The sequence below is a fragment of the Pseudomonas sp. ICMP22404 genome, assembly GCF_006227205.1.
Taxonomy (GTDB): domain Bacteria; phylum Pseudomonadota; class Gammaproteobacteria; order Pseudomonadales; family Pseudomonadaceae; genus Aquipseudomonas.
Genome location: NZ_VCNG01000007.1, coordinates 140,098 through 164,043, shown reverse-complemented (window position 1 = coordinate 164,043; position 23,946 = coordinate 140,098). Strand labels below are relative to the sequence as shown.

Annotated in this window: 16 protein-coding genes and 1 pseudogene; 7 read left to right on the top strand and 10 right to left on the bottom strand. The window is 60.3% G+C overall.

All coding sequences use genetic code 11. From position 1 onward, the window contains the following. Window position 1: 1 nt before the first annotated feature. The 4 genes from FGE05_RS14485 to FGE05_RS14465 all read right to left on the bottom strand — a co-directional run bounded on the left by FGE05_RS14485 (window position 2) and on the right by FGE05_RS14465 (window position 5,434). On the bottom strand, window positions 2–2,404 hold the full coding sequence (locus FGE05_RS14485; RefSeq protein ID WP_139645939.1) for a 7TM-DISM domain-containing protein: 2,403 nt from the start codon (window positions 2,402–2,404) through the stop codon (window positions 2–4). Beyond that, window positions 2,404–3,243: a helix-turn-helix domain-containing protein gene (locus FGE05_RS14480; RefSeq protein WP_249776304.1), complete on the bottom strand. Its 840-nt coding sequence runs from the start codon at window positions 3,241–3,243 to the stop codon at window positions 2,404–2,406. Before FGE05_RS14480 ends, FGE05_RS14485 begins: the two co-directional genes overlap by 1 nt. A 730-nt stretch (window positions 3,244–3,973) precedes the next feature. Continuing rightward, window positions 3,974–5,011, bottom strand: coding sequence for an SDR family oxidoreductase (locus tag FGE05_RS14470; protein ID WP_139645935.1), 1,038 nt, complete (start codon window positions 5,009–5,011; stop codon window positions 3,974–3,976). 3 nt (window positions 5,012–5,014) lie between these two features. After that, the gene (locus FGE05_RS14465; RefSeq protein WP_139645933.1) at window positions 5,015–5,434 is read right to left on the bottom strand and encodes an ester cyclase; all 420 of its coding nucleotides are present in this window, start codon (window positions 5,432–5,434) and stop codon (window positions 5,015–5,017) included. Window positions 5,435–5,550: 116 nt separating this feature from the next. Here FGE05_RS14465 and FGE05_RS14460 point away from each other — a divergent pair, with 116 nt between their 5' ends. Further along, the gene (locus FGE05_RS14460) at window positions 5,551–6,420 is read left to right on the top strand and encodes a LysR family transcriptional regulator (RefSeq protein ID WP_139645931.1); all 870 of its coding nucleotides are present in this window, start codon (window positions 5,551–5,553) and stop codon (window positions 6,418–6,420) included. Window positions 6,421–6,439: 19 nt separating this feature from the next. Here FGE05_RS14460 and FGE05_RS14455 read toward each other — a convergent pair whose 3' ends face one another. After that, complete coding sequence (locus FGE05_RS14455) at window positions 6,440–7,144, bottom strand: hypothetical protein (RefSeq protein ID WP_217510094.1); 705 nt, start codon at window positions 7,142–7,144, stop codon at window positions 6,440–6,442. 370 nt (window positions 7,145–7,514) lie between these two features. On the opposite strand from FGE05_RS14455, the gene FGE05_RS14450 reads away from it, so the two are divergent. Beyond that, the gene (locus tag FGE05_RS14450) at window positions 7,515–9,158 is read left to right on the top strand and encodes an alkaline phosphatase D family protein (protein ID WP_139645929.1); all 1,644 of its coding nucleotides are present in this window, start codon (window positions 7,515–7,517) and stop codon (window positions 9,156–9,158) included. Window positions 9,159–9,211: 53 nt separating this feature from the next. On the opposite strand, the gene FGE05_RS14445 is transcribed toward FGE05_RS14450, so the two are convergent. From FGE05_RS14445 to FGE05_RS14430, 4 genes are all read right to left on the bottom strand, one after another. Next, the gene (locus FGE05_RS14445) at window positions 9,212–9,757 is read right to left on the bottom strand and encodes a DUF4256 domain-containing protein (protein ID WP_139645927.1); all 546 of its coding nucleotides are present in this window, start codon (window positions 9,755–9,757) and stop codon (window positions 9,212–9,214) included. An 11-nt stretch (window positions 9,758–9,768) separates the two neighbouring features. Beyond that, on the bottom strand, window positions 9,769–10,971 hold the full coding sequence (locus FGE05_RS14440; RefSeq protein WP_139645924.1) for a hypothetical protein: 1,203 nt from the start codon (window positions 10,969–10,971) through the stop codon (window positions 9,769–9,771). Between the two features lie 404 nt (window positions 10,972–11,375). Continuing rightward, window positions 11,376–12,227 (bottom strand): hypothetical protein, encoded by an 852-nt coding sequence (locus tag FGE05_RS14435; RefSeq protein WP_139645923.1) that lies wholly within the window; start codon window positions 12,225–12,227, stop codon window positions 11,376–11,378. 69 nt (window positions 12,228–12,296) lie between these two features. Continuing rightward, on the bottom strand, window positions 12,297–14,219 hold the full coding sequence (locus FGE05_RS14430) for an MAC/perforin domain-containing protein (protein WP_139645921.1): 1,923 nt from the start codon (window positions 14,217–14,219) through the stop codon (window positions 12,297–12,299). A gap of 204 nt (window positions 14,220–14,423) precedes the next feature. Here FGE05_RS14430 and FGE05_RS14425 point away from each other — a divergent pair, with 204 nt between their 5' ends. From FGE05_RS14425 to FGE05_RS14410, 4 genes and pseudogenes are all read left to right on the top strand, one after another. Continuing rightward, window positions 14,424–17,720 (top strand): tetratricopeptide repeat protein, encoded by a 3,297-nt coding sequence (locus FGE05_RS14425; protein WP_139645919.1) that lies wholly within the window; start codon window positions 14,424–14,426, stop codon window positions 17,718–17,720. Between the two features lie 338 nt (window positions 17,721–18,058). Then, window positions 18,059–18,463 (top strand): DUF488 domain-containing protein, encoded by a 405-nt coding sequence (locus FGE05_RS14420; RefSeq protein ID WP_139645917.1) that lies wholly within the window; start codon window positions 18,059–18,061, stop codon window positions 18,461–18,463. Between the two features lie 123 nt (window positions 18,464–18,586). Next, window positions 18,587–19,977, top strand: a pseudogene (gene potE, locus FGE05_RS14415) (putrescine-ornithine antiporter); the annotation flags it as partial. A gap of 13 nt (window positions 19,978–19,990) precedes the next feature. Continuing rightward, a complete protein-coding gene (locus FGE05_RS14410; protein WP_139645914.1) occupies window positions 19,991–22,297 on the top strand; it encodes an Orn/Lys/Arg decarboxylase N-terminal domain-containing protein in 2,307 nt (768 codons plus the stop codon). Between the two features lie 47 nt (window positions 22,298–22,344). Here the strand turns inward: FGE05_RS14410 and FGE05_RS14405 are convergent, their stop codons facing one another. Beyond that, the gene (locus FGE05_RS14405; RefSeq protein WP_039592153.1) at window positions 22,345–22,716 is read right to left on the bottom strand and encodes a PH domain-containing protein; all 372 of its coding nucleotides are present in this window, start codon (window positions 22,714–22,716) and stop codon (window positions 22,345–22,347) included. A 213-nt stretch (window positions 22,717–22,929) separates the two neighbouring features. Between FGE05_RS14405 and dctP the strand changes: the two genes are divergently transcribed. Further along, complete coding sequence (gene dctP, locus FGE05_RS14400) at window positions 22,930–23,925, top strand: C4-dicarboxylate TRAP substrate-binding protein DctP (protein ID WP_047699677.1); 996 nt, start codon at window positions 22,930–22,932, stop codon at window positions 23,923–23,925. Window positions 23,926–23,946: the final 21 nt, after the last annotated feature.

Below are 23,946 nucleotides of genomic sequence, written 5' to 3'. Positions count from 1 at the left end.
GCTATTGCTCCCGAGCCATCGGGCGACGCACACTGTCCGAGTCCGTCAGTGCCTTGACCCACGCCAACAATTCACGGCTGTCGGCGGGCTTGAGCAGAACCGCATCGAAGGTCAGGTCCTGGGGATAGTCCTCCGGCCTGCGGGGCGGAACCGCCGAATAGAGCAACACCGGGCAATCGTGCCCGTGCTCGCGCACCCGTCGCAGCAGCGCCCAGCCGTCCATGCCGGGCATCATCTGGTCGCTGATCAGCAGGTCGACCGGCTGCTGCGCGAGGCAGGCCAGGGCATCCTCACCGCTCGTCGCAAGGCTCACGTCAAACCCGTAGCCGGCCAGCAGGTCATACAGCCATTCGCCGTTCTGCTCGACATCGTCCACCAGCAGGACATGCTGGCCCTGGCCATCGAACGGCTCGGCATGGCTATCGACGATGCCGCTTTCCAGCTCGTGTTCCGCGGCGCAGTTCAATTGCAGGCAAAAACTGAAGCGGCTGCCGCCCTGTTCACCGGCCTGGAGTTCCAGCCGGCTGCCCATGCGCTCCAGCAGTTGCGTGACGATGGACAAGCCCAGCCCGCTGCCTTCGTAGCGTTGCGCATTGCGGCCACGATGGAACGGTTGCAGCAGTTGTTCGAACTCTTGCGGATCGATACCGATGCCGCTGTCGATCACGCTGAAACGCAGCGCCACGGTGTCAGCGGTCGCCCCTGGCGAAGCGCTCACTTCGAAACGGACCTGGCCGTTGCGGGTGAACTTCGCCGCGTTGGCCAAGAGGTTCATGAGGACCTGCCGCAGCCGTTTGAAATCGGCCTCCACCAGCGCCGGCAGGTCCTGCGCCAGAACGGCTTCAAAGGTGTTGCCCTGCCGCGCGGCGAGGAAGCCCGCCTCCTCTTCGATTTCCCTCAGGAACCCATACAAATAGCCGGGCGCGAGGGTCAGTTGCATCTGCTCGAGTTCCCCACGGGAGAACTCGAGCATCTCGTCGATCAGCTCCAGTTGCTGGCGGGCGTTACGCTCGATATTGGCCGGGTATTCGTGGTTCGGCCCCGCGTGCAGCAGGCGTGAATAATCGATGATGCGCACCAGCGGCGAGCGCAGGTCGTGGCTGATGCGGGCCATCAACGCACTGCGTGCCGCCAGGGATTCGCGCAACTGTGCCGTGCGCAGCGCCACGGTGCTTTCCAGGCGCTCGTGCTCGGCCTGGCGCTGTTGTTCGAGGGTGGACAGGGCGTGTTTTTCCCGATACCGGCTGCGGCTGACTTCCATGATCAACGTGCACACCAGCAACGCCACGCCGGGCAGGGTCGACGACAGGCTGTGTTTGCTTTGCGGCGACTGCCAGGGCAACTGTTCCTGCGGAAAGAAAATCCGCATCAACAACTGCGAAAGCAGTAGCCCCGGCACCAGCCACGCCATCCAGTGGTAAGTGAGCCGTCGGCGCCACGCCATGAACAACGTGGCCAGGAGCACGCCGTAGAAACTCAGGAGCGACGCCTGGATCATCTGCGCACCCTGGACCGGATCGACCTTCAACCACCAGACCCGGCCAAGTGCACAACCCAGCAGTGGCACCCAATAGCTCCAGCCAATGATCCGGGGCAGCCGGCCCACCTGTAGCAACACACGCATGTAGGCGAGGAACAGGACGAACGAGATCACGCTGACGCACGCCAGCAGCTCGCGCGTCCAGCCGAGCGCCGCGGGCCAGTAGATCAGGTAGCCGTTCACGATGCAGGTCAGCAGGATATAGCTCAGTACCGCGCCTGCATTCACGTTCAGCAATCGGGAGCGCAGGATCCAGCCGACAATCAGTCCGAACGGGACGACCAGCAAGACAATGCCCAGGGTCAGACCGTCGCTCAAGTACGTCTGTTGTTCGCTGCGCAGCAACGCCGGTTCGGACCACAGCTGCGGCTCCAGCAGCATCTGGAAACTGCCGGTCACCCGGATGAACAGCGTGGTACCCTGCCCCGCCGCCAGCGCGACCGGGAACGCGGGTTGACGCGCCGCCGGTTGGGGCCATTCGGCGAGGGGATGGGCGCTGCCGGCCTTGGCCTCGCGCCAGTGTCCGTCGACAGATTGATAGACACGGATGTCTTCCAGCCGCGGCGCCCCGATCACCAGCAGGCGCGAACAGGCCCCGACGTTTGCATTGGTGAGTTGCAGCTTCAACCAGAATGCCGAGCGACTATAGCCTTGCGCTGGCCAATTCGCGGTCGCGGTGTTGAATCGCTCGTCGGGCAGTTGCACAACGTCCTCCAGGCTCAACCTGGCCTGGGGGTCTTCGACAATCCGCATCGCGGGCATCACGTCCAGCTGTTCAGCCTGGCAGATATCCACAGGCGCCGCGCGCAGCAGGCCGGCGGACAACAACGTCATCGCCAGCAACAAAAATTGCAGGCCCCGCATCAGGCGCGCCCGGCCGACTCGGTATCGGCTATACCCAGGGTTTGCTGGCGAAACTGACTGGGCGTCATGCCGATGCGTTGACGAAAGGCCGTGGTGAAGTTGCAGGCATTGCGAAAGCCCACCAGCTCGGCGACGTCTTGCACGCTCACAGCACTTTCGGTCAGCAATTGTTGGCCACGACGCAGCCGCGCATCGCGAATGTAAGCGAACACCGTCAGCCCCAGATGCTCACGAAATATCCGGGAAAGACGTTTTTCATGGGTGCCGACTTTTTGCGCCAATTGCACCAGGGAGGGCATGTCGTCGAGGTGCTGTTCAATCCATCGCATCGCGGCGCGCAGCACGATCTCGTCGCCCTCGGGCTCCGGGTCCGCCGGGCTGGCTTGATAGGTTGGCGGCGCGCGCCAGGTCAACTGCAGGTGGATCTTGATACGCGCCAGCACTTCTTCGGGGGCGCAGGATTTGGGGATGTAATCGACCGCGCCCACGGTCAGCCCTTCCAGGCGCTCCAAGGTGCTGTTGGCCGAAGACAAGAAGAGAATGGGCGTCTGCCGGGTCGACGGAGCCTCGCGCAACAGTCGGCACAGGCTGAAGCCGTCCATGTGCGGCATGTGCACATCCAGCACGATCAAGTCGGGACGCAATGCCAGGGCCCGTTGATAGCCCTGCTGGGCATCGCTGGCCAGGGATATGCGCCAGGGCTGTGCGTTCAGCAGAATGAGCGTGGCACGGAGGTCCTCCGGAACATCGTCGATCAACAGAATATGCGGCAGCGCGTCACCAGACACCGTCGCCCGCCCAGACACAGCCGCCCGCCTTTCGTCTCGTCCGTCGTCCATTCGCTACGTTCTCTTATCGCGCTTTTGCCAACGTCATTGCCGAAAGGCAAAGGTATCGCAAAGACAATCGAGGGATACGGTAAAAATCGTTATACCAATAGCGGCAGGTGCAGCGAAGACTTGAAGAGGCTGGGTCGTCCGTGGCTTTCTCCCCGTTAGACGCAGGTGCTGAAGCGGTCTTGCGGCGAGGCTAAGGATCAAACGACGCAAAACCTGTAGGAGCAAAGCTTGCTCGCGATGACGGCAAACCAGTCAACATTGCTGCTGACTGACTTACCGCAATCGCGAGCAAGCTTTGCTCCCACAGGTTTGTGGCTTAACTGATTGGCATTAGGCTGAGGGGGGGGCTGCGGTGCAGCCCTGCGGGGATGAATCCCCTCGCCACAGAGCGGCCCGGTCGTTATGCAGTGTTTAGAGCATTGCGCTTGCCAAACCCACCATGCTCCCGATACCACGCCACCGTATCCGCAACGGTCACGTCCAGATCCCGGAAACGCAGCCCCAGCGCCTGCTCGCTCTTGCGAGGGTCGAAACAGAAAACCTGTGGGAGCAAAGCTTGCTCGCGATGACGACAAACCAGTCAACACTGCTGACTGACTTACCACAATCGCGAGCAAGCTTTGCTCCCACAGGTTTGTGGCTTAACTGATTGGCATTAGGCTGAGGGGGGGTTGGGGCTGCGGTGCAGCCCAGCGGGGATGAATCCCCTCGCCACAGAGCGGCCCGGTCGTTATGCAGTGTTTAGAGCATTATGCTTGCCAAACCCACCATGCTCCCGATACCACGCCACCGTATCCGCAACGGTCACGTCCAGATCCCGGAAGCGCAGCCCCAGCGCCTGCTCGCTCTTGCGAGGGTCGAAACAGGTGCGATGCTCCTCGCGTATCACCAGCCGCAACGTCGCCAAGCTCAACAGGATCGGCTTGCCGGTCAGCCGCGCATAAATCTCCTGGGCCGTCGCGAGGGCGTATAGCAAGGGCAGCGGCAGTTGCCGCGAAGGGGTCTTGACGCCCGCGATACGGCCCAGCACAGGCACCAACTGCCCCATGGTCATGTGCCGGCCCGCCGCCAGGTAGCGCTCGCCTCGCTGTCCCAGCTTGGCGGCGGCAATCAGTGCCCAGGCCACATCGCGGGCATCGACCACGGCAAAGCTGCCGGGGATCAGCCCGGGCAACTTGCCGTTCACGACGTCCTTGACCAGTTGTCCCGAGGACGTCGGGCCCATGTCGCCAGGGCCCCACATCCAGCCGGGCAGGACCATGCAGGCGTGCATGTCGGGATGGGCGTCCAGGAAGGTCAACACGACACGGTCAGCGAGGATCTTGCTGCGGTAGTAATCGTCCGCATCGGCCTCGGCCCGCATGCAGGTTTCATCGATGGACGCGCCGGGTTCACCGTCGAGCACAGCGATGGAGGAGGTGTGGATAAATCGGCGTATGCCCGCGCGGTACGCCTGATGAAGCAGGTCTCGGGTGCCGTCGACGTTGATCGCTTCAAGCGCCGCCCAGTGGCTGCCGCCCTTGTAGTTATCGCGAAAGAATGCCGCCGTGTGGAACACCGTATCGCAGCCTTGCAGCGAAGCGGCGAAGGCGTTGACATCGGCCATGTCGCCGACAATCAGCTCCACACCGGGCAAGTCACTGAATTGCTGTTCGCCTTTGCTTCTGGAGCGGACCAGGGCTTTGACGGCGTAGCCACGCGCAACCAGTTCCCGTACCAGGTTGTTGCCCAGCAGGCCGGTGGCGCCGGTCACAAATACGTTGCGCATGACTCAAGCCTCGCCCTGTTCGGCGGACGGCAGCAGCACCGCGCTGTCGAAGAACACTTCTTCATGGGTGGCCAGCCCATCCTTGAAGATAAAGTGCGCCGCAAAGTGCACAGTGATGTGCCGACCATGGGGCGGTATCACCCGCTCCGGCAGCACCAGGGGGGCAGTGAAGGTGCCGGACAGTACGGCAACCAGCGCCAGTCGATCCTCGGCGACCATGAAGGGGCTGAAGGTGATTTCGGCGTCGGGCAGCGCTTCGAACAACGCGAGTTCCCGTTTGCGCATGGCCTCGCGACCAATCTGAATGCCCGTGCCATCGAGGTAGATGAAATCCTCGCTCACCAATGCAAGCATCGCCTCCACATCACGGCAATTGAAGGCTCTTGAGGCGCGTTCCGCGTAGTCGTTGGGGCCGGCGGTCATACAGTCCACTCCGTGGGTTTCGAAGGGCCGTAGATATACCGTTGGCGCCGTTTTTGAAAAACAGCGACTGCTGCATAATGGCTTTGCACATATGCAAACCAGGGAAGACAGGACGCATGGCATCGCAGGCGAATTGGGACGATCTTCGATTGCTGCTGGCCGTCTCGCGGCGGGGCAGTTTTCTTCAGGCGGGGCAGTTGTTGGGAATCGCGGCGTCTACAGTGTCCCGTCGCCTGACGCAGTTGGAAAGCGCCTTGGGCGAACCCCTTGTCGAGCGGGGCGTCGAAGGCTGTTGGCTGACCTCGCGAGGCCAGTCGCTGGTGGAAGTCGCCCTGGCCGCGGAAACCGGCTTGCGCCGACAAACCGTTGCGAGCCCGCCCGGGCGGCAGGCTGAGCTCAGTGGCAGCGTGCAGGTCAGTGCCGGGGAGGGTTTCTCTTCCTCCGTGCTGGAGGCCGCGAGCCGCTTCACCGCCCTGCACCCCAATTGTTCGGTGGAATTGCTGGTCACCGCCGAATTCCACAAGATCGTCCGCGGCGTGGCAGACATTGCGGTGCGCACCGCCCATCTGGGTGAGCCGTCACTGATTTACAAGCACATCGGCCGAGTCGCTTACGGCGTCTTCGCCGATGCGGCCTATCTGAAGCGCTCTCCAGCGCTCACCCCAGCCACGGCGGCGCATATCGCCTTGCTTCCCCCGCTGGACATGTTGCCGCAACTGCGCGCGGCAAAAGCCGGCGGCCTGGAGCATGCGCCGATCAGCGTGAATTCGTTCACCGCACAACTCGAGGCAGTGCGTCGAGGCATGGGGGTGGCGGTATTGCCTCGGGTATTGGCGCAGGATCTGATCGAGGTGTTTCCTGAGCTGCCTATTCCAGACCTGGAAATCTATCTGGTGAGCCGGCCCCAGGCGTTGAAGCAGGCCCATATCAAATGTTTTTTCGAGATGATGGAGCAGGTGTTGCTGGAAAGTGTGTCCGGGGGTTAGGGCTTGGAAAGCCGCGTACTCACCTGGACAACTGCCGCTTCCAGGCTTCATGAATGAGCTCCGGCCTGGCGGTAAAACGCGACATGTGGCGTATGCCAACCACCGGCACTCGAACGCCAGCAATGGTCGCAGTGAAGCCGAATGTTGCGGTATGCGAGCCGGTACAGATGTGGTCGATGACCTCGCCTTGACCAAATGCCGCATAAAGAATGCTGGCAGCAGAAGGCGCCCGGAGTGAGTTGCTGTAGGCAATGATCAACTCAGGGCGACTCAGCTTCATGGTCGCCTCGGCAAAAAACCGCATGGATCGCTCGGCAAGCACCTGATGACTGCCAAGCGCCGATGCCCTGGCCGCTCTGCCGATTGAAGCGGCGTCCTTGGAGCACAGCAGCAAGGCGTTGGTGTAGAGGGTTTCGGCCTTGGTGAAGCCCAGTTTGTCCGGCAGTGTGTTGAGCTGGTTCGCCAGGCGAGTGCTGCCCCATTTGCCCTCTACGCCAAGCCCCACATTACAGACCTCGGGCTGTTGGAAGTCTCCTTCGATGGCGGAAACGTTGGTGAAGTCCTTGTCGGCTTCAGAGCCGTTGAACCCCATCACGATCAGCCTTTTCTGTTCCGGCGGTGCTGCCAGTACGTTGAACGCGCAGTCATATGGGCGTGAGGCAAGAGGGCCCAGTTCGGTTTCGTTCAAGGCATTCAGGATCAGGTTCAGGGTTGCTTGGGGCATGTGGGGTGTCCATCAATTGCCACCGTGTCGTGGCTCGGGGGCGGGCGTTGTCTGTTGTGATTGCCAGCTTACAACTACCTCTGCTTCGATGTATCAGTGATCACCCCGCGCACGCGGATAGGCGCGGTGTTGATTGCGGGCGGATTGGTCGTCATCGCCAAAAGGCCGTGACTGTGGCCGATTCTGCATCTGCTTATCGCCAAACGTTACGAAGGTCGGTTAGACAAGCGAAGCGGCACGTCTATATTCACAGGGCCATCGCTCCCACTGGAGCCGAAATCCCGAGTGGTGGGTCCTGCTGAAAGGTAAAGACCTGCACAACCGGTTCATCTCATGCCCGACGGAAATGAGCTCGGGCAAAGGACTTCCCATGGCCCTGGTCGATCCCAGAAATAACGAATACGACGTTTGCAAACTCCAGAGCGCGAGCATCATTGGCCATGTAACCTCCGATACTGCGCGAATTTGGATTCGTGCGTATCGACCGGGGACATGGAGCCTGGTCTGGTCGACCAAACCCATTGACGGGGATCTGGTCAAGTTGGACGGAAAACCCTTGGTGGTTTTTTTAAAATCATTCGACTGTGCGTATGAATCGCACTCGTTCAGTTGGGATGATGACTTGACCCATACGTTTGATCTTAAAGGTCTGGATCAAAATACTGTCTATTACTACTACCTGATGACCGACGAGACAGACGGCACGGAAGCCTTTCGCAAAACTGAAATCGGCTGTCACAAGTCCCTTACATTCAGGACCATGGCTGACGCAATGCAGGACTTCAGCTTTGGGTTCTATAGCTGCCACGACCCATTCAACGCCAACGGAAGTTATGGTGCGTGGCCGCTCTTTCTTGAGCGAATGAACACGTCGGACGCCAGGTTTTCAATAGGTGGAGGCGATCAGGTTTACGTGGACTGTCAGGATAGCAAACACTTTCCAGACATCTGGGAATGGTTGGTCGACAACAAGGACGATCTGATAGCCGAGTGTTCCACCGGCAAGAGGCTTGATACCAGGAAACTCGACGCGTATCTGTTGAATTTGTACCGCTGGTATTATCGGGTGTACTGGAAATTCCCTCACCTGCAGGAAGTGTTTGCGAGATATCCGCAGTACATGATCTGGGATGATCATGAAATCATGGATGGCTGGGGCTCCCGTACCGATGAAGAACGAATTGCAATCATCTCGAGGATTTTCAAATCCGACGACAACGCGACTGACAGAAAACTGGTCGCGTCCATGTGGACAGCGGCGCGGACTGCCTACTTTGAGTATGCGCATAGCCACAATCCAGACACCGGCATTTCCAAAGACTCATTAAAGACGCCGGAATCATGTATTTGGGATTACAGCTTCGAAAAGGGTGGGGTTCCTTTCTACATGCTTGATCTTCGCGGGCATCACGACGTCGAGAGTCCCGAACATAAGAATTTTATTCTCGGAACACAGCAGGTCGAAAGATTCAAAACGTGGCTGACAAGCAACGAGCACACCTCCTCACCGGTATTATTTGTGGTCAGCTCAGTGCCCGTCGTCCACTGGAAATCGGTTCTATTGACGGTGGGGTCATGGTTTGACTCAGCCAAAGATGACTGTATGGATGAGTGGGACCACAGCACCAATCACACAGAGCGAAACCTGCTGCTTGATGCGGCTTTTCAGGCTTTGGATAAAGGCGGGAAGACCCTTGTATTCATCAGCGGTGATGTCCACTGCGCGGCGGCTTTTCGCCTGAGCCACGATGACTACCGTAGAGCCAGTGTTTACCAGATCACCTCAAGCGCTATTTCGCGCATGCCCGCCGGCCAGCTTGCCGGGGGTGGAATTGCAAGCTCAGGAAGGATCAGCGGCCATGCCTCCATTTACTTTGAGCATCTGTTCGGCCATTCGGAAGATAAGAACTTTGCAATCTTCCATGTAACGGGTGGGGCCTCAGCCTCCGTTGACCTATGCTGGCCTGGCGGCGCCCAGGGAGAGGCAGTGGTGAAGACACTCCGGCTTCGCTGAGATCGACACGAACTGGGCAACGCCGATCAGTGGCTCGATAGCGCTGACCCAGTTCAAACACACAACACCCCACGAAACCCTCTCGCCGCGTAATACGACTGCACGCCGTTGTGGTACACGAACACCCGGCCATAACGCCGGTCACCAAATATCGCCCCCTCCAGCGAGCGAACGTCAGCGGGAGTGGCCAGCCAGCTGGACGTCTTCAAGTCAAACGCCTCCAACGCCTGCAACTCGCGGTACTGATCCTCCGTCAACAGGGCGATGCCTATCTCTTCCGCCAGCTCAAGCGCGCTGCCCCGAGGTTTGTTCTCCTTGCGCGCTTCCAGGGCCGCGCGGTCGTAGCAAAGGCTTCTACGGCCGGCCGGGGTTTCCTTGGCGCAATCGCAGAACGTCACGCGCCCGGTGTGCTTGTCGTGGCCGATCACGTCCGGCTCGCCTCCAGTGGTTTCCATGGCCTGGAGGGTTTTCAGCGCGGCGGGGTTGCTTTCGAGCCGGGCCTGGACGTCAGGCCATTGAAGGTCCGGGTGGCGATGAGGGTTTTGTTCGAAACGGGACTTCAGCGTGTGCAGGAGGTTTTCCTGTTCTGGTTTTTTCATGGCATTGGCTCCTAGAACAAGGTGCCGGTGAACACTTGGGCGTTATGGAACTTCGAGTGCCCAGCCGCCGCATTCGTATATTGCTCGACCAGGTCATAGGCCCCCAAGTCGACCATTTCGATGTTATTGGGCGCCGTGACGGATTTGGTCATGGGCTGGATGACCAGGCCTTTCACCACGGGGGGACCCGGGTTGATCAAGGCGTCGAGGATTTTCCTGACCATGGTGGTCTTGGCGAACACATCCGTGGTCGAGGTGCTGGCGAGATTGCCGTTGGTGCCCAGCAGACCGACAAGGCAGTAGAAGACCCAGCAGGGCGACATTTGCCAGCCATACTTGGCTTCGTTGAGCGACGCATCCACGCTGCCTTTGCACTCGACGATGATGTACTCCTCCACCACGCCGCTGATCAGGTTGCGCTTGACCCATATCTGGTCGATCCCATTGGTGCGGCCTGAAGAGGCTTTGCCGATCTTCATCTGGTATTCGTTGCCGAGGACGGTAATCAGCAGTTTGGCGGCAGCATATTCACCACGGGTTTCGCTGGCGAAATGGATGGCGTTGGAGTTCTCCAGGTTCTGGAAGTGGTTCTGGATTCTGTTCCCTGATTTTCTGTCATTGACCGAGAACTTGTGAGAAATCCCACCATGGGTTTGCAGCCAGTTATATAGCTTCGCCTGCGCGGCGGGGTCCGAGCTGAGCAGGTTCCAATAGAGGAGCGCCGTTGGATCGGGCACGGGCTGACACAGGGCGGCTCGACGCTCGATGACCTGTTGGGCGGCATAGGTTGTGACAGGGTTGGTTGTCCCGAATACCTGTTCGACGTCCGGGTGGAAGTAGCTGCCTTTGGTGAATTGCTTATCCCGCGCGACGGCCTCCTTGATCTTCACGGCATCCAGGGTGTCCAGCAAGACCAGTTGATCAGCCCGGTCAGGATTGCCGTAATCCGAAGTGAGGCCATGCCTGTTGGTGATTTGATTGACGACATGCCTCCATTCCTTTCCGGTGGTATCCACCTGGGTGATGCCCAGGCTGCCGATGGGCGTGAAGGGATAGCTGCCCGTCGTCAGGGTCAGTGGCTTGGAGTCGAATGCAGTGTCGGGGGTGAAGAACAAATTGGTTTTCTTACCATCGCGCTTTTCCTTGGGAGCCAGTTCCATGATTTTTACATTCAATGGATCCGTCAGGCTGGTGTAGTCATTAAGCTGATTCACTGGAGTCCCTCCCGATGTATCCGGCGCGGATATTTCACTCTAGACAGGGGAATTCGGGACGTCCAGCGAGGGGAATTGGCTGTGCGGCAACTGTCGGTATCGGGATGACTGACAGGCCGCCATCGCGAGCAGGCTCGCTCCCACATGGGGGCTGTGGTGCTAGTGGTATTCAGGTACGAAGCCGGACCCTGTGGGAGCGGGCTTGCTCGCGAAAGCGTCGATACATTCAACATCGAGGTAACTGACAGGCCGTCATCGCGAGCAGGCTCGCTCCCACAGGTCCGGCGTCGTACATAAATACCGCCTACACCCCCCCCCATGTGGGAGCGAGCCTGCTCGCGATGGCGTCGGTACAATTCAACCTCGCGGTCACTAGCAAGCCCGATCCCACAGGTTCGACCTCTTTACGCCTGATACCCCATCGGCATCTCATGCCGCGTCGCCGTCTTTTCTTCGTGATAATGCGGCCGCCCCGCCGGCGACCTCATCAAGGCCGAGTTCGCCAATACCGTCTCCGTCAGCAGGCAGTCCTCTCCCCCAAACCAGCAAGCCAGGGCGGAGTTCCTATTGCCATGCATGTCCACCACCACCGGCCAGTTCTCCAGGCCACCGGCGTCGCTGGGTGGGATGTCGGGGTAGTGCTTGGGCGGCAGGACCAACGCGTCGCCGGGGCGCAGCCACAGGTCGGCCAGGTAGATCTCCCGTGCCGCAGGACGCCAGCGGGCGACGCTGATGACCAGTGGCAGACGTCCGTAGCGAGAGAAGAAGGCATGGGGAAAGTTGTGGTATTCGAGGTCGGTGGGGTTGTAGGTCAGCAGTTCACGCGTGCGCTCCGGCCCCAGATACGGGGATTGATGGCCCGCCCATTTGCCATAGGTGTATTGGCCCAGGATCAACTGGTCGTACTCGAAGCGCAGGCATTCGCCATTGGCAAGCAGGGTCATGCCGAAGGCTTGTGCCGTTTCCTTCGTGGCCCAGATGGGCTCGTAGCGTACTTCCTTGACGCGGAAATCGAATTGCTTGATCCGATAGGAACCGCAGCTCGTCGGCACTTCACGGTCCCACCAGGTGATGCCGGAATAGCGGGCGCCCAGCAGCAGGTCGGGGTTTTCAGGTGTCAGGGAGATCAGCTTGCCGCGCACGTAGGCGCTGGGCTGGGCCAGGCCATGGTCATTGAACAGATAAGGAAAGGTTCGCGGATCGAGCGCTGCTTCCACGCCCTCGTTGATAAAGGGAACACTGTTGAAGACTTGCATCGTCAGGGACCACTCACGCAAGAAAGCACGGGAGACCCGGCCGGATAGGCCGGGGCTGTCTGTTGGTTATCAACTATACGGACGGTGCGCCTCGCGGAACCAGTCCATGCCGTGGGGCAGGCGCCATGGCCGGACAGCGGCGCGTTTTTCAATCTGGGTCAGGCACATGGCGTTCTTCCAGCAGTGCACCAGCAACAGATGGAACACGTCGTCGCCACGCCGATCCCAGATCACATCGTCTTGCTGGCGACCCGGTTCGATGGGTTTGAGCCGGCAGTCGTTCTGGTCATGCATGCCTTGCAGACAAGTCCCCGTCTCGTAGTTGATCAGCAGCACCGGGTGGTTGATTTCCGGATAGGGTTTTTCCAGCTCGAGCATGTACCAGTATTGCCCCAGGTTGTGCCTGTCCGGGGTTTGCATGGCGATCCGGGTCTTGTTCTGCGGGTCGGTGGCCAGGGCCGGTTTGGAGTCGGTGTTGTTGCGCACGATGTACAGCAACGTACACGGGTCTTCCTGGGTCTTTTCCGTCTGCACCACCTTGACCCTGCCGAACGAGTCATGACACAGGCGCGCCGAGACTTTCACCGTCGGGTTGAGGTCTTTGCCCGCCTGGCCGAAGCCGGCGATGAGCCCATCGACGCCCGGCGTTTCCAGGTCATTGCCCGCCAGCACATAAGTGAGGCCGGCCAATGGGTTTGGCACCATGTACCTGGTCAGGGCCTCCCAACGCTGGAGCGCCTTTTCACTGGCGCCGTTGAGCAGCAGCACCTCACGCATGCGACGACCGGGGTAGTAACGCTTGTCGCGAGGCCAGCGCTCAGTGGCCATCAATAGCTTGTGCCCGCTTTTTTGTTTCACCAGCGAGGCCAGCGCATCCCAGAACTGTTCAAAGTCTTCGCTGGAGGCATCCGCTGCCGGTGGGGTGTGAAAGGTTTCGCTGGTTTCCTTGCTCTTGTTGTCGACGAACACAAGCCGCAGGGCTGGGCCGGCTGTCGCCGCGACAGATGCCTTGAGCCGATTGGAGCGGCCGAGAACAATCGTCGACTCCTGCCAATCCGCTTTGATTTCCGCCTTGTAGCTGGTGTACCACCGGTAGGCCTGCTCCACTGCCGTGCGGGTTGCGCCAGTGTTGATGAAGTAATAGACCGGCGAGAGGTTCAATTCCACAATCGCGGGATCGTTGGCCAGCGACTCGCGCCATTTGCTGAAATCCGCGTTGCAGTTATTGGGCTCCATCGAGTTGAAGTTGATCGAATGGGTGCCCCCCCGGGTGGTCAGGTTGGCCTTGCGATGGGCCAGGTGTTTCTTGACCGTTTCCGAAATCGAGGTCGAGGCGCTGCCGCTGACGAAAGCGCCGTACTCGGCCTTGACCATCGCATCGAGGGTGTTGGTCTGGCTGAGATAGCTCTTGAGCGCGGTCATCGCGTAGTTCAGCGAGCCGCCGACGGTGACCTCACTGACGATATCGACGCCGAAAGCGAGGAAGAAGTCGAAGAACGGCTGCGGATTGTCCTCGTCGAAAGCCGACGGCAGTGCCTTGACTCGTTCCTTGAAGACGTCGGTGGCGTTGGCGGGGTCGACCGCAAGCGTCAGTTTCCACAGCCGTGCCGTGTGGCTGTAGAGCGCAGCCTCACGCTCCTCGAAGGTTTTGATCTCGCTGCCGAACGTGACTTTGAAACCCGCGGAAAAGGCACCGTACTTACCAGCCGCCTCGACGCTCGATTGGGTATGGCTTTCATAATCGTCGCGGGAAGAAAATGTCTCGACCGTGGAGTTGTCCTGGGAGACCGCTGTGCTCATGGTGACGTGCTTGCCCACGTTGTAGGACGTGTCTTTGTAGGGCACGGTCCGTTTACCCGACTCGGTATCACCGACCTTTTGACATTCCTTCCTATCGCCGGCCCAGTCGAGCCGATTCAGGCCGCGTCCCAGTAACTGCGAGCCGCCGATATCACGCGGATCATTTGCGCTGCCTTGGAGTCCTTCGTTCATCGCCTTTCTCCCATCGCTCACGTTGTATCAACTGATGCCAATTGACGGGATTCAGTATCAGGAGGCCGCTGCCGAGCCGACAGTCCAGAGCGGTGTCAGTCCGGTATCAGTTTGGTATCAGGCAAAATGCCATCTTTTCATTAACGTCGCGGATGGAGAGGAGTAGACTCGGGCGTCTGCCGTTGACTTCCCCTGGCGATCAACATGGACTCCAGACACCGCGTGCTCCCTGCTCCAACCAAGCGCGAAGCTTCGGTGTCCGATGGCCGTGTACTGCTGGACGCCGGGCTGTTGAAAGGGCTGCGCAAACAACATGGCCTGAGCCAGGAGACCCTGGCCGAAGCCTGCCTGAACCGGCACCTGTGCGTATCCATCGCCTCCATCAAACGCGCCGAAACCGGCAAACCGGTGCTCTACCGCACGGCCCGTCACCTGGCGACGGCCTTCGATGTCGACGTGAGTGCGTTGTTGGGCGCTGCTGTGTCGACGATGCTGGTGGAGATCGAGCAATCGGTCACCGAGTTGCATGAGAAGGCCCTGGCACAACAGACGCTGAAACAAGCCGACGACGCGGTCATCCGCTACGTGCTGGAACTGTCTTTTGCCATCGAGGGGGTGCCCGAGGTATTGGCGGACGACATCGAACGCCTGGTCCGGCAGTTCGGCGGCGCAGCCCCCGTCATCGCCCAGGATGTCGTCATCGCGCGGTTCGGCTCACCTCAAGCCTATCGCAGCGACAGCGAACGTGGCCTGCTGTGCGCACTGGCGCTGAGCCGGGAGCAATTCGTAAAGCCGGGGCACGCCTTGTTGCTGCGGCTGGTGCGCCTGGGCAGCGAAACGACAATGCCGGAGGGCGATGCAATCCTGCTGGCGCAACAGCCGTTGTCGGATCGACACGGTCACGCACCGGTGTATGTCGCGCAGAACTTGCTGGAACAACTCGCTTCGCGCTTCGAGTTTTCCTCCACCGACGAGGCCTTTGCCGCCTATCGAAAGTGTCGGCGCCTGCGCAGCCTCGACGAAAACGCGCCCCGACCGTTGGTGGGACGGGCCATTGAGTTGCTGCAATTCAAGGGCGTGATCGAGGCCACCCACGAGTGCCAGGACGGCCATGTGGTCTATGTGCGCGGCATGGCGGGCATCGGCAAGACACGGCTGGTCAGCGAGTATTTCGACATCGCCCGGCAAAGCGGTTTCGCTTGTCATCGTGCCGATGTGCTGGACTTCGGCATGGACAACAGCCTCTGGCCGTTGGGGCAGTTGGTGGGCAGCTTGCTGGGTGTCGCTGGCGCTACGTCGATCAATGCTTCGCAGCTGGAGGCCGGGTTATCCCGCCTGAAAGTGGCGCCCGAACATTGGATGTTCCTCCAGGTCCTGACGGCTGTTTCATCCGCCGAGCCGCCCGCGTTGTATGCAGCGATGAGCAGCCCGGCTCGCACACAGGGGCTGCTGCTCGCCTTGCTCGAGGTGTTGCGGCGAATAGCGGTGCAACAGCCCTTGCTGATTGGCCTGGAGGACCTGCACTGGGGCGACGCTCCATTGTTTACGCTGCTGGGCAAACTGCTCGATGCCACGGACGACGCGCCCATCGTCTGGCTGCTGACGTCCCGCCCCGAAGGCGACCCGCTGGAAAACGCAATCCGAGCGCACGCGAACACGCCCATGAGCGTGCTCGACATCGCGCCGATCCGCGCACGGGAGGCCTCCGCCCTGGCCGCTCAGTTCATTGATGTCGACCCGCATTACCGCGCCGATTGCGTCATCCGCGCCCAAGGCAACCCGTTGTACCTGACGCAGTTGCTGGCGAGCCAGGAAGGTACTTTCCCCGACAGCCTGCGACACCTGATCCAGACCCGTTTCGACAAGCTGGCCTCGCACCAGCGTCGCGCCCTGCACTACGCTGCGGTACTGGGCAATCGTTTCGAACTGACGCTCTGGCGCGAGGCACTTGGACAACCTGACTATCTGCCGACGGCGGACATGCGCCAAGGGCTGCTGCGCGAAGTCGAGCCGGGAAACTACCTGTTCGTCCATGACCTGGTCATGCATTGCCTTTACGACGCGATCCCCGACGTGCTGCGTGAACAGTTGCATCGGACGGTAGCGAAGCTATACCGCGAGCGCGACCGGGTGCTCCATGCCCAGCATCTGCTGCGAGCCAAAGACCCGGCAGCGTTCGATGCGCTGCTGGCGGCCATGGACGAAAAGCGCCTCGCCTGCCAGTACGACAGCGTGCTCGCGCTGGCACATCAATGTGCGGTGTTCGGCGAGCGCACCCACGGCAGTTTTTCCCTTGCGTTCTTGTGCGGCCAAGCCTGTTCAGGCCTTGGCCAGACGGCGCAAGCGCGGGAGCATTTCCAGCGGGCGCTGGCATTAGCGGAACAGCCGCAGGACCGGATCGAGTCGGCGCTGGGCCTGGCGGCAGTCCTCAATACCCTCGAGTGCCTGGACGAAGAAGAACGCCTGATCGAAGACATGCTGCCCGTTGCCCAGGCCCTGCGCGCCCACACGGCACTGGCCCGGCTGCATCAGTTGCACGGCAATATCTACTTTCCGCGCGGTGACTATGTCGAGTGTCGCCGCTTGCACGAAGAGGCGCTCTCCTTTGCGAGGATCGGCGGGGATCTGGAAACCGAGGCCAAGGCCCTGAGCGGGATCGGCGACTCCTACTACGCCCAAGGGCACATGCAGACCGCCTACGAAGTCTTCGACCAATGCGTGCGCCTGTGCGAGCGCCATGGGTTGGTGGACGTGGAAGCGGGCAATCGCAGCGCCCGCGGCTCGGCGCAGTTCTACCTGGGCCAGCCGCACCTGGCGTTGCGCGACGCCACGGAGGCCATCGAATGCAGCCGCAGGATCGGCAACCATCGGGCGGAAGTGTTCTCGCGCCTGACCGCCTCCTGGGTGCTGGCGGCAAGTGCTCAGCAGGCGTCGGCAGAGCAGCAACTGACCTGTGCCCTTGAACTGGCGCGCAACCTGGGCGCCAGCCGTTTCGAAGCGATCCTGCTGGAAGGGCTGGCACGGGTGGCCTTGCACCAGGGTGAACGCGAGCTGGCGCAGACGTTGATCATGGACGCAGCAAGCCTGGTTGAACGCTTCGACCTGCACCGCTACATCGGACCCTGGATCTACGGCAGCCTGGCGATGATGGTCGACGATCCGCAGCTCAGCGAACAGGCGCTATTGAAGGGCGAAACTCAACTCACCCAAGCGTGCCTCGCCCACAATACCCTGCGCTTTCGCGTAGCTGCCGCTGAAACCTGTCTGCTGGCGGGGAACATCGAACAGGCAATCCGGCATGGACAGCAGATGGCAGTACTGCCCGAGTCCGCTTCATGCGCGTGGGTCAATCATCATGTGCGGCTGATCGACGTGGCAGGCCAGTGGTTGCGGGGCGATCAAACGAAGGAGGAGCCGTTGAAAGGGCTCCAACGCGAGGCGCAGCAGATGGGATTCGCGGCAACGATGCCGCGATTGCGGCAGTTGCTGGACGCTCAGTGACGCAATGCGTGGTCCGTGGCAGCCGACACACCATCGTCGGCTGACATACCGCCATCGCGAGCAGGCTCGCTCCCACAGGGATTCGTGGTGAACACAAATCTCTCGCCTACACAGAACCATTGTGGGAGCGAGCCTGCTCGCGATGGCGTTGGGTCAGCTTGCATCAATGTCGGACGGACCGCCGCCATCGCGAGCAAGCTCGGCTCCCACAGGTTCCGTGTTTGCTCGGGCATCTTTGCGTCCGCTCCGTCGGCATCTCATCTGGTATCGCCTTTCTCCCGTGATAACCCAGCCGCCAAGGCCTATGCTGACCCAATCCCCGCGACAGGCCGCTCGTGATGATCCAATGCAAACGCGCCTACGAAGCGCCCGCCCTCGACGATGGCCAGCGCGTGCTGGTCGACCGCCTGTGGCCGCGCAACTGCCGCAAGGACGCGTTGAGCATCGACGCATGGCTCCAGGACGTCGCTCCATCCCCTGAGCTGCGCAAGGCATTCAAGGGCGGTGAGATCTCCTTCGATCAGTTCAAAACGGCTTATCGCCAGGAACTGGGCGCGCAACCGCAGCATTGGTGGAAGCTGGTCGACATCGCCTGCAATGGCACCCTCACCCTGGTCTACGCAGCCCGATCGCCCCTCGAAAACAATGCCGTGGTGCTGGCCGAATGGTTGGAGGATGAGGTGGAAAAACGGGCGCAAATGAGTTCGCCTGCGTGTTACCTGCCTGAGTTTCCGGGCCACTGAACCCGAGGCGACGCCGAAGGTTTTTCCACACTACCGGCCCCCCGAACTCACCACGCAAAGCCTTGCGACATCTCTATCTTCAGCTATAGCTAAGTCTTTACTGTGCGTTTGAGTGAGGCAGGGATGTCAGTCACCGAGAAGATGACGGTGATGCAATTGACCATGCTGACCGCCGTGAACATGCTCGGCTCAGGCATTGTGTTGTTGCCCACCAAACTCGCCGAGGTCGGGGGCATTTCTATCCTCTCCTGGCTGGTCACGGCCACCGGTTCATTGGCGCTGGCCTATTCGTTCGCCCGCTGCGGAATGCTCAGTCGCAAGACCGGTGGCATGGGGGGCTACGCCGAATATACCTTCGGCAAGGGCGGCAACTACATCACCAACTACACCTATGGCCTGTCGCTGCTGATCGCCAACGTGGCGATCAGCATTACCGCCGTAGGCTACATCCAGGAACTTCTGCAGGTCCGGCTGGATGCCCTGCAAGTGGGGCTGGCGACCATCGCGCTGTTGTGGATCACCACGCTCGCCAATTTCGGCGGTGCGCGGATCACCGGCCGGATCGGTTCGGTCACCGTGTGGGGGGTCATCGCGCCGGTGGCGCTTGTCTCGACCATCGGCTGGTTCTGGTTCGACAGCAGTATCTACGCTGCCGGCTGGAACCCGCATGACAAGAGCTGGTACGACGCGGCGGGGGCTTCCGTGGCGATCACTTTGTGGGCCTTTCTCGGCCTGGAGTCGGCGTGTGCCAATACTGACGCCGTGGAGAATCCCGAGAAGAACGTGCCCATTGCGGTGCTGGGCGGCACGCTGGGGGCAGCGGCGCTCTACATTGTCTCCACCAACGTGATTGCCGGGATCGTCGACAACCCCGAACTGGCCGCATCCACGGCGCCGTTCGGGCTGGTTTTCGCCAAGATGTTCACCCCGTTCGTGGGCGATATCGTGATGGGATTGATGGTGTTGGCCTGCATCGGTTCGTTGCTGGGATGGCAGTTCACCATTGCCCAGGTCTACAAAAGCTCGGCGGACACGGGATATTTCCTGCCGATCTTCGCCAAGACCAACAAAGCCGGTACGCCGATTGTCGGCATGCTGGTGCTGCTTGCCGCGCAAACGGCACTGGGCTTGCTCACCATCAGCCCTGACCTGAGCAAGCAGTTCAACATTCTCGTCAACCTCGCGGTGGTCACCAACCTGGTGCCCTACATCCTCTCGATGGCCGCATTGATGACCCTGCAAAAAGTGTCCAACGTCCCCGCCGGCAAGGCCTTGGTCACCAACATCATTGCCTGGGTAGCGGCGGCCTACAGTTATCTCGCGCTCTACAGCTCGGGCGAACAGGCAATGATGCTCGGTGGCGTGGCGACCCTTTTCGGCTGCACGTTGTTCGGCTTCATCAACACCCGCCTCATTCGCCTCGAAGCGCTCAATAACAGTGCGCCGACGCAAACCGTCAGCGCACAACATCCAGAGGCGAGCCAGTACCTGTGAACCACTTGAATAAAGCCACTTCGGGGGCCTGCCATGACGGAAAACAAGCACACTCTGGGGATGCTCACCCTGCTGGTCAGCAGCCCGCCGGATAAACGCACAGTCTTCGGTCGTGCCCTGCTTCAGCTGATCAGCGACGTGGAGCAACGGGCCATCAGCCTGCTGGTGTCGGAATCCCTGAGCGACGCCACGTCGATCCTGAATTCGGACCCGGCGATTCAATGTGTCCTGCTCAGTTGGGAAATGGACGACAGCGAGGACCATGACGAGTGCATCAAGCTGCTGACCAATCTGCGTGAACGCAACACCCGGGTACCGGTCTTCCTGATCAGCGATCGCAGCAGCGCCTCCAGTATTCCCCTGGTGGTCATGCAATACGCCGACGACTTCATCTGGCTGCCGGAGGACACCAGCCGTTTCCTCAGCGGGCGAGTCCTGGCGGCCATCGAGCGGTATCGCAAAGCCTCCCTGCCACCGATGTTCGGTGCTCTGGTCAGGTTTGCCAGTTCCTACGAATACTCCTGGCACACTCCCGGACATGCAGGCGGCACAGCGTTTCTCAAGAGCACCGCAGGTCGGGCGTTCTACGAGTTCTTCGGGGAGAACCTGTTGCGTGCGGACCTGTCCATTTCGGTCGGGGAGCTGGGCTCGCTGCTGGATCACAGTGGTCCCATCGGCCAGGGTGAGCGCTATGCGGCCAAGGTGTTCGGCGCCCATCGCACGTACTACGTGACCAACGGTTCCTCGATGTCCAACCGCGTGATCCTCATGGCCAGCGTCACCCGCAACCAGATCGCCCTCTGCGACCGCAATTGCCACAAGTCGGCCGAGCATGCGATGACCCTGTCGGGCGCGCTGCCCACCTACCTGGTCCCCACCCGCAACCGCTACGGCATCATCGGCCCGATCCTGCCGCAGACCCTGAGCGCCGACGGGGTTAAAGCGGCCATCGCGAATAACCCGCTGGTCAAGAAAGGCATCGACCCGACACCGGTGCACGCGATCATCACCAACTCCACCTACGACGGCCTGACCTACAACGTCACCCGCGTAGAAGAACTGCTCGGACAAAGCGTCGACCGCCTGCATTTCGACGAAGCCTGGTACGGCTATGCACGTTTCAACCCGCTGTACCGCGACCGCTTCGCCATGCATGGCGACCCCGACGATCACGACGATTCGAAGCCAACCGTGTTCGCCACACAGTCGACACACAAGCTGATTGCTGCCTTGTCCCAGGCCTCGATGATTCATGTGCGCAATGGCCGCAACCCGATCGAACACGGGCGGTTCAACGAGTCGTTCATGATGCACGCCTCGACCTCGCCCAACTACGCGATCATGGCTTCCTGCGACGTCAGTTCGGCCATGATGGAAGCACCGAGCGGGCAGATTCTGACCAGCGAATCCATCGAGGAAGCCGTCGCGTTTCGCCAGGTTCTGTCGCGCATGCACAACGAGATGTCGAGCAAGCACGAATGGTTCTTCACCTGCTGGCAACCGCCGTCGGTGCGCGTTGGCGCCAGCCAGATGCCGTTCCATGCAGTCGATCCGACGCTGCTCAAGACGGACCCGAGCTGCTGGGTGTTGCATCCGAACGAGGTCTGGCATGGCTTCGGCGATATCGAAGAAGGCTATTGCATGCTCGACCCTATCAAGGTCTCAGTGTTGAGCCCCGGCATGGGGGATGATGGAAACCTGCTCGACTTCGGCATCCCGGCCTGCGTCCTGACGGCCTACCTGGAGCACCAGGGCATCGTGGTCGAGAAGACCACCGACTTCACCATCCTGTTTCTCTTCTCCATCGGCATCACCAAAGGGAAATGGGGCACCCTGGTCAACGCCCTGCTCGACTTCAAGCGCGACTATGACGAAAACACCGAGCTGGAGCTGTGCCTGCCGGACCTGCTGACCGCCAACCAGCAGCGCTACGCCGGCATGGGCCTCAAGGACCTGGCCGATGAAATCTTCGCCGCGATGAAAAAGACCAAGACCACCTCCACCATGGCCCAGGCGTTCGGCACGTTGCCCAAGGCCGTGTTCAGCCCGGTGCAAGCCTACGAAAAACTGGTGCGCAACGACGTCGAGCAAGTGACCCTGGAGGACGCAGCCGGACGCATCGCCGCCACCGGCATCGTGCCGTACCCACCGGGCATCCCCTTGTTGATGCCGGGGGAAAACACCGGCCCCGCGGATGGACCGTTGCTGGCTTATCTGAAAGCACTGGAGAGCTTCGATAGGTCCTTCCCCGGCTTCACCCATGACACCCATGGGATCGAAGTGGAGAACGGCGTCTATCGTTTACTGGTATTGACGTCCGGTGGGACGGATTTCGAGTGAGGGCAGGCGCCGATTACTGGCGCCCTCTCTCCCAGCGGGTCCTGAGGTCAAGCCAGGAGATGCCGGGAGATCACCTTCGAGATCTCGACGATCCCTGTCTTGCCGGTGAACTCGAACTTCACCTTGCCCAGGGATGAGAAGTAGATCTCCAGCTCGGAATCCAGATCGAAAGTGCCGGACGTTTCGACCGAGTAAGCCACAATGTTCTTGTATGGCAGGGAGGTGAAATCCTTCTTGCTGCCGGTGATGCCCTGTACGTTCACCGCGATGATGCGCTTGTTGGTGAAGACCACCCCATCGCGCATGGATTTGTAAGCGTCGATGACCTGCTCGCCGTCCAGCAGCAGGGCCGTGACACGTTCGGCATATTCGTCGTTCTGCTTGAGTTTGAAGAAGCCTTTGTTGTTGAAGTCGATCATCCGTAAATCCTTCGAGTTGAAAAGTATTCCAGGTCACCCGGCCTGTGGAGGCTGGCGGATGGGATTCTGAGGCTGTTGAAGCGAATCTCACAAGGACTGAAAGAGGACTTCCACCGGCAGGCGGTTTTCTGCCTAGACTTGCAACTGTCCCAACGTGCGTTAGGGTTGAATGAGCCCGCACGATAAATACAAAAATAACGAGGTATCCCCACAATGTTCAAACCAATCTGGAAAGCACTCGTCTGTACCCTCGCCCTCAGTGCATTGAGCACGGCCATGGCGGCTGATCCGGTCATCATCAAGTTCTCTCACGTGGTGGCCGAACAAACGCCCAAGGGCCAGGGCGCGTTGCTGTTCAAGAAGCTGGTGGAAGAACGACTCCCGGGCAAAGTGAAGGTGGAGGTCTACCCTAACTCCTCGCTGTTCGGTGACGGTAAGGAGATGGAAGCCTTGCTGCTGGGCGATGTACAGATGATTGCGCCATCGCTGGCCAAGTTCGAGCAATACACCAAGAGCGTGCAGTTGTTCGACTTGCCGTTCCTGTTCGACGACATTTCTGCCGTGGACCGCTTCCAGTTGAGCCCTGATGGGCAGAAGCTGCTCAAGTCCATGGAAAGCAAGAACATCACCGGGCTGGCTTATTGGCACAACGGCATGAAGCAGCTGTCGGCCAACAAGCCGCTGCGTGAACCCAAGGATGCCCGTGGCCTGAAGTTCCGGGTACAGGCCTCGGCCGTACTGGAGGAACAGTTCAAGGCGGTGAACGCCAACCCGCGCAAGATGAGTTTTGCCGAGGTGTACCAAGGCCTGCAGACCGGCGTGGTCAATGGTGCGGAAAACCCGTACTCGAACATCTACAGCCAGAAAATGCATGAAGTTCAGAAGTACATCACCGAATCCAACCACGGTGTACTCGACTATATGCTGATCACCAACACCACGTTCTGGAACGGCCTGCAACCCGATGTCCGTGCCGAACTGGACAAGATCATCAAGGAAGTCACCACCCAGGTAAACAAGGAAGCCGAACAACTGAACCAGGATGCCAAGCAGAAAATCGTCGACGCCAAAACCACCGAAATCATCACGCTCACACCTGAACAGCGTGGCGAATGGCGCGACAAGATGAAACCGGTGTGGAAGAAGTTCGAAGGCGACATCGGTGCTGATCTGATCAAAGCGGCCGAAGCCTCCAATAAAGCTCAGTAATGGGTTGGCCGGTGCTGCCGC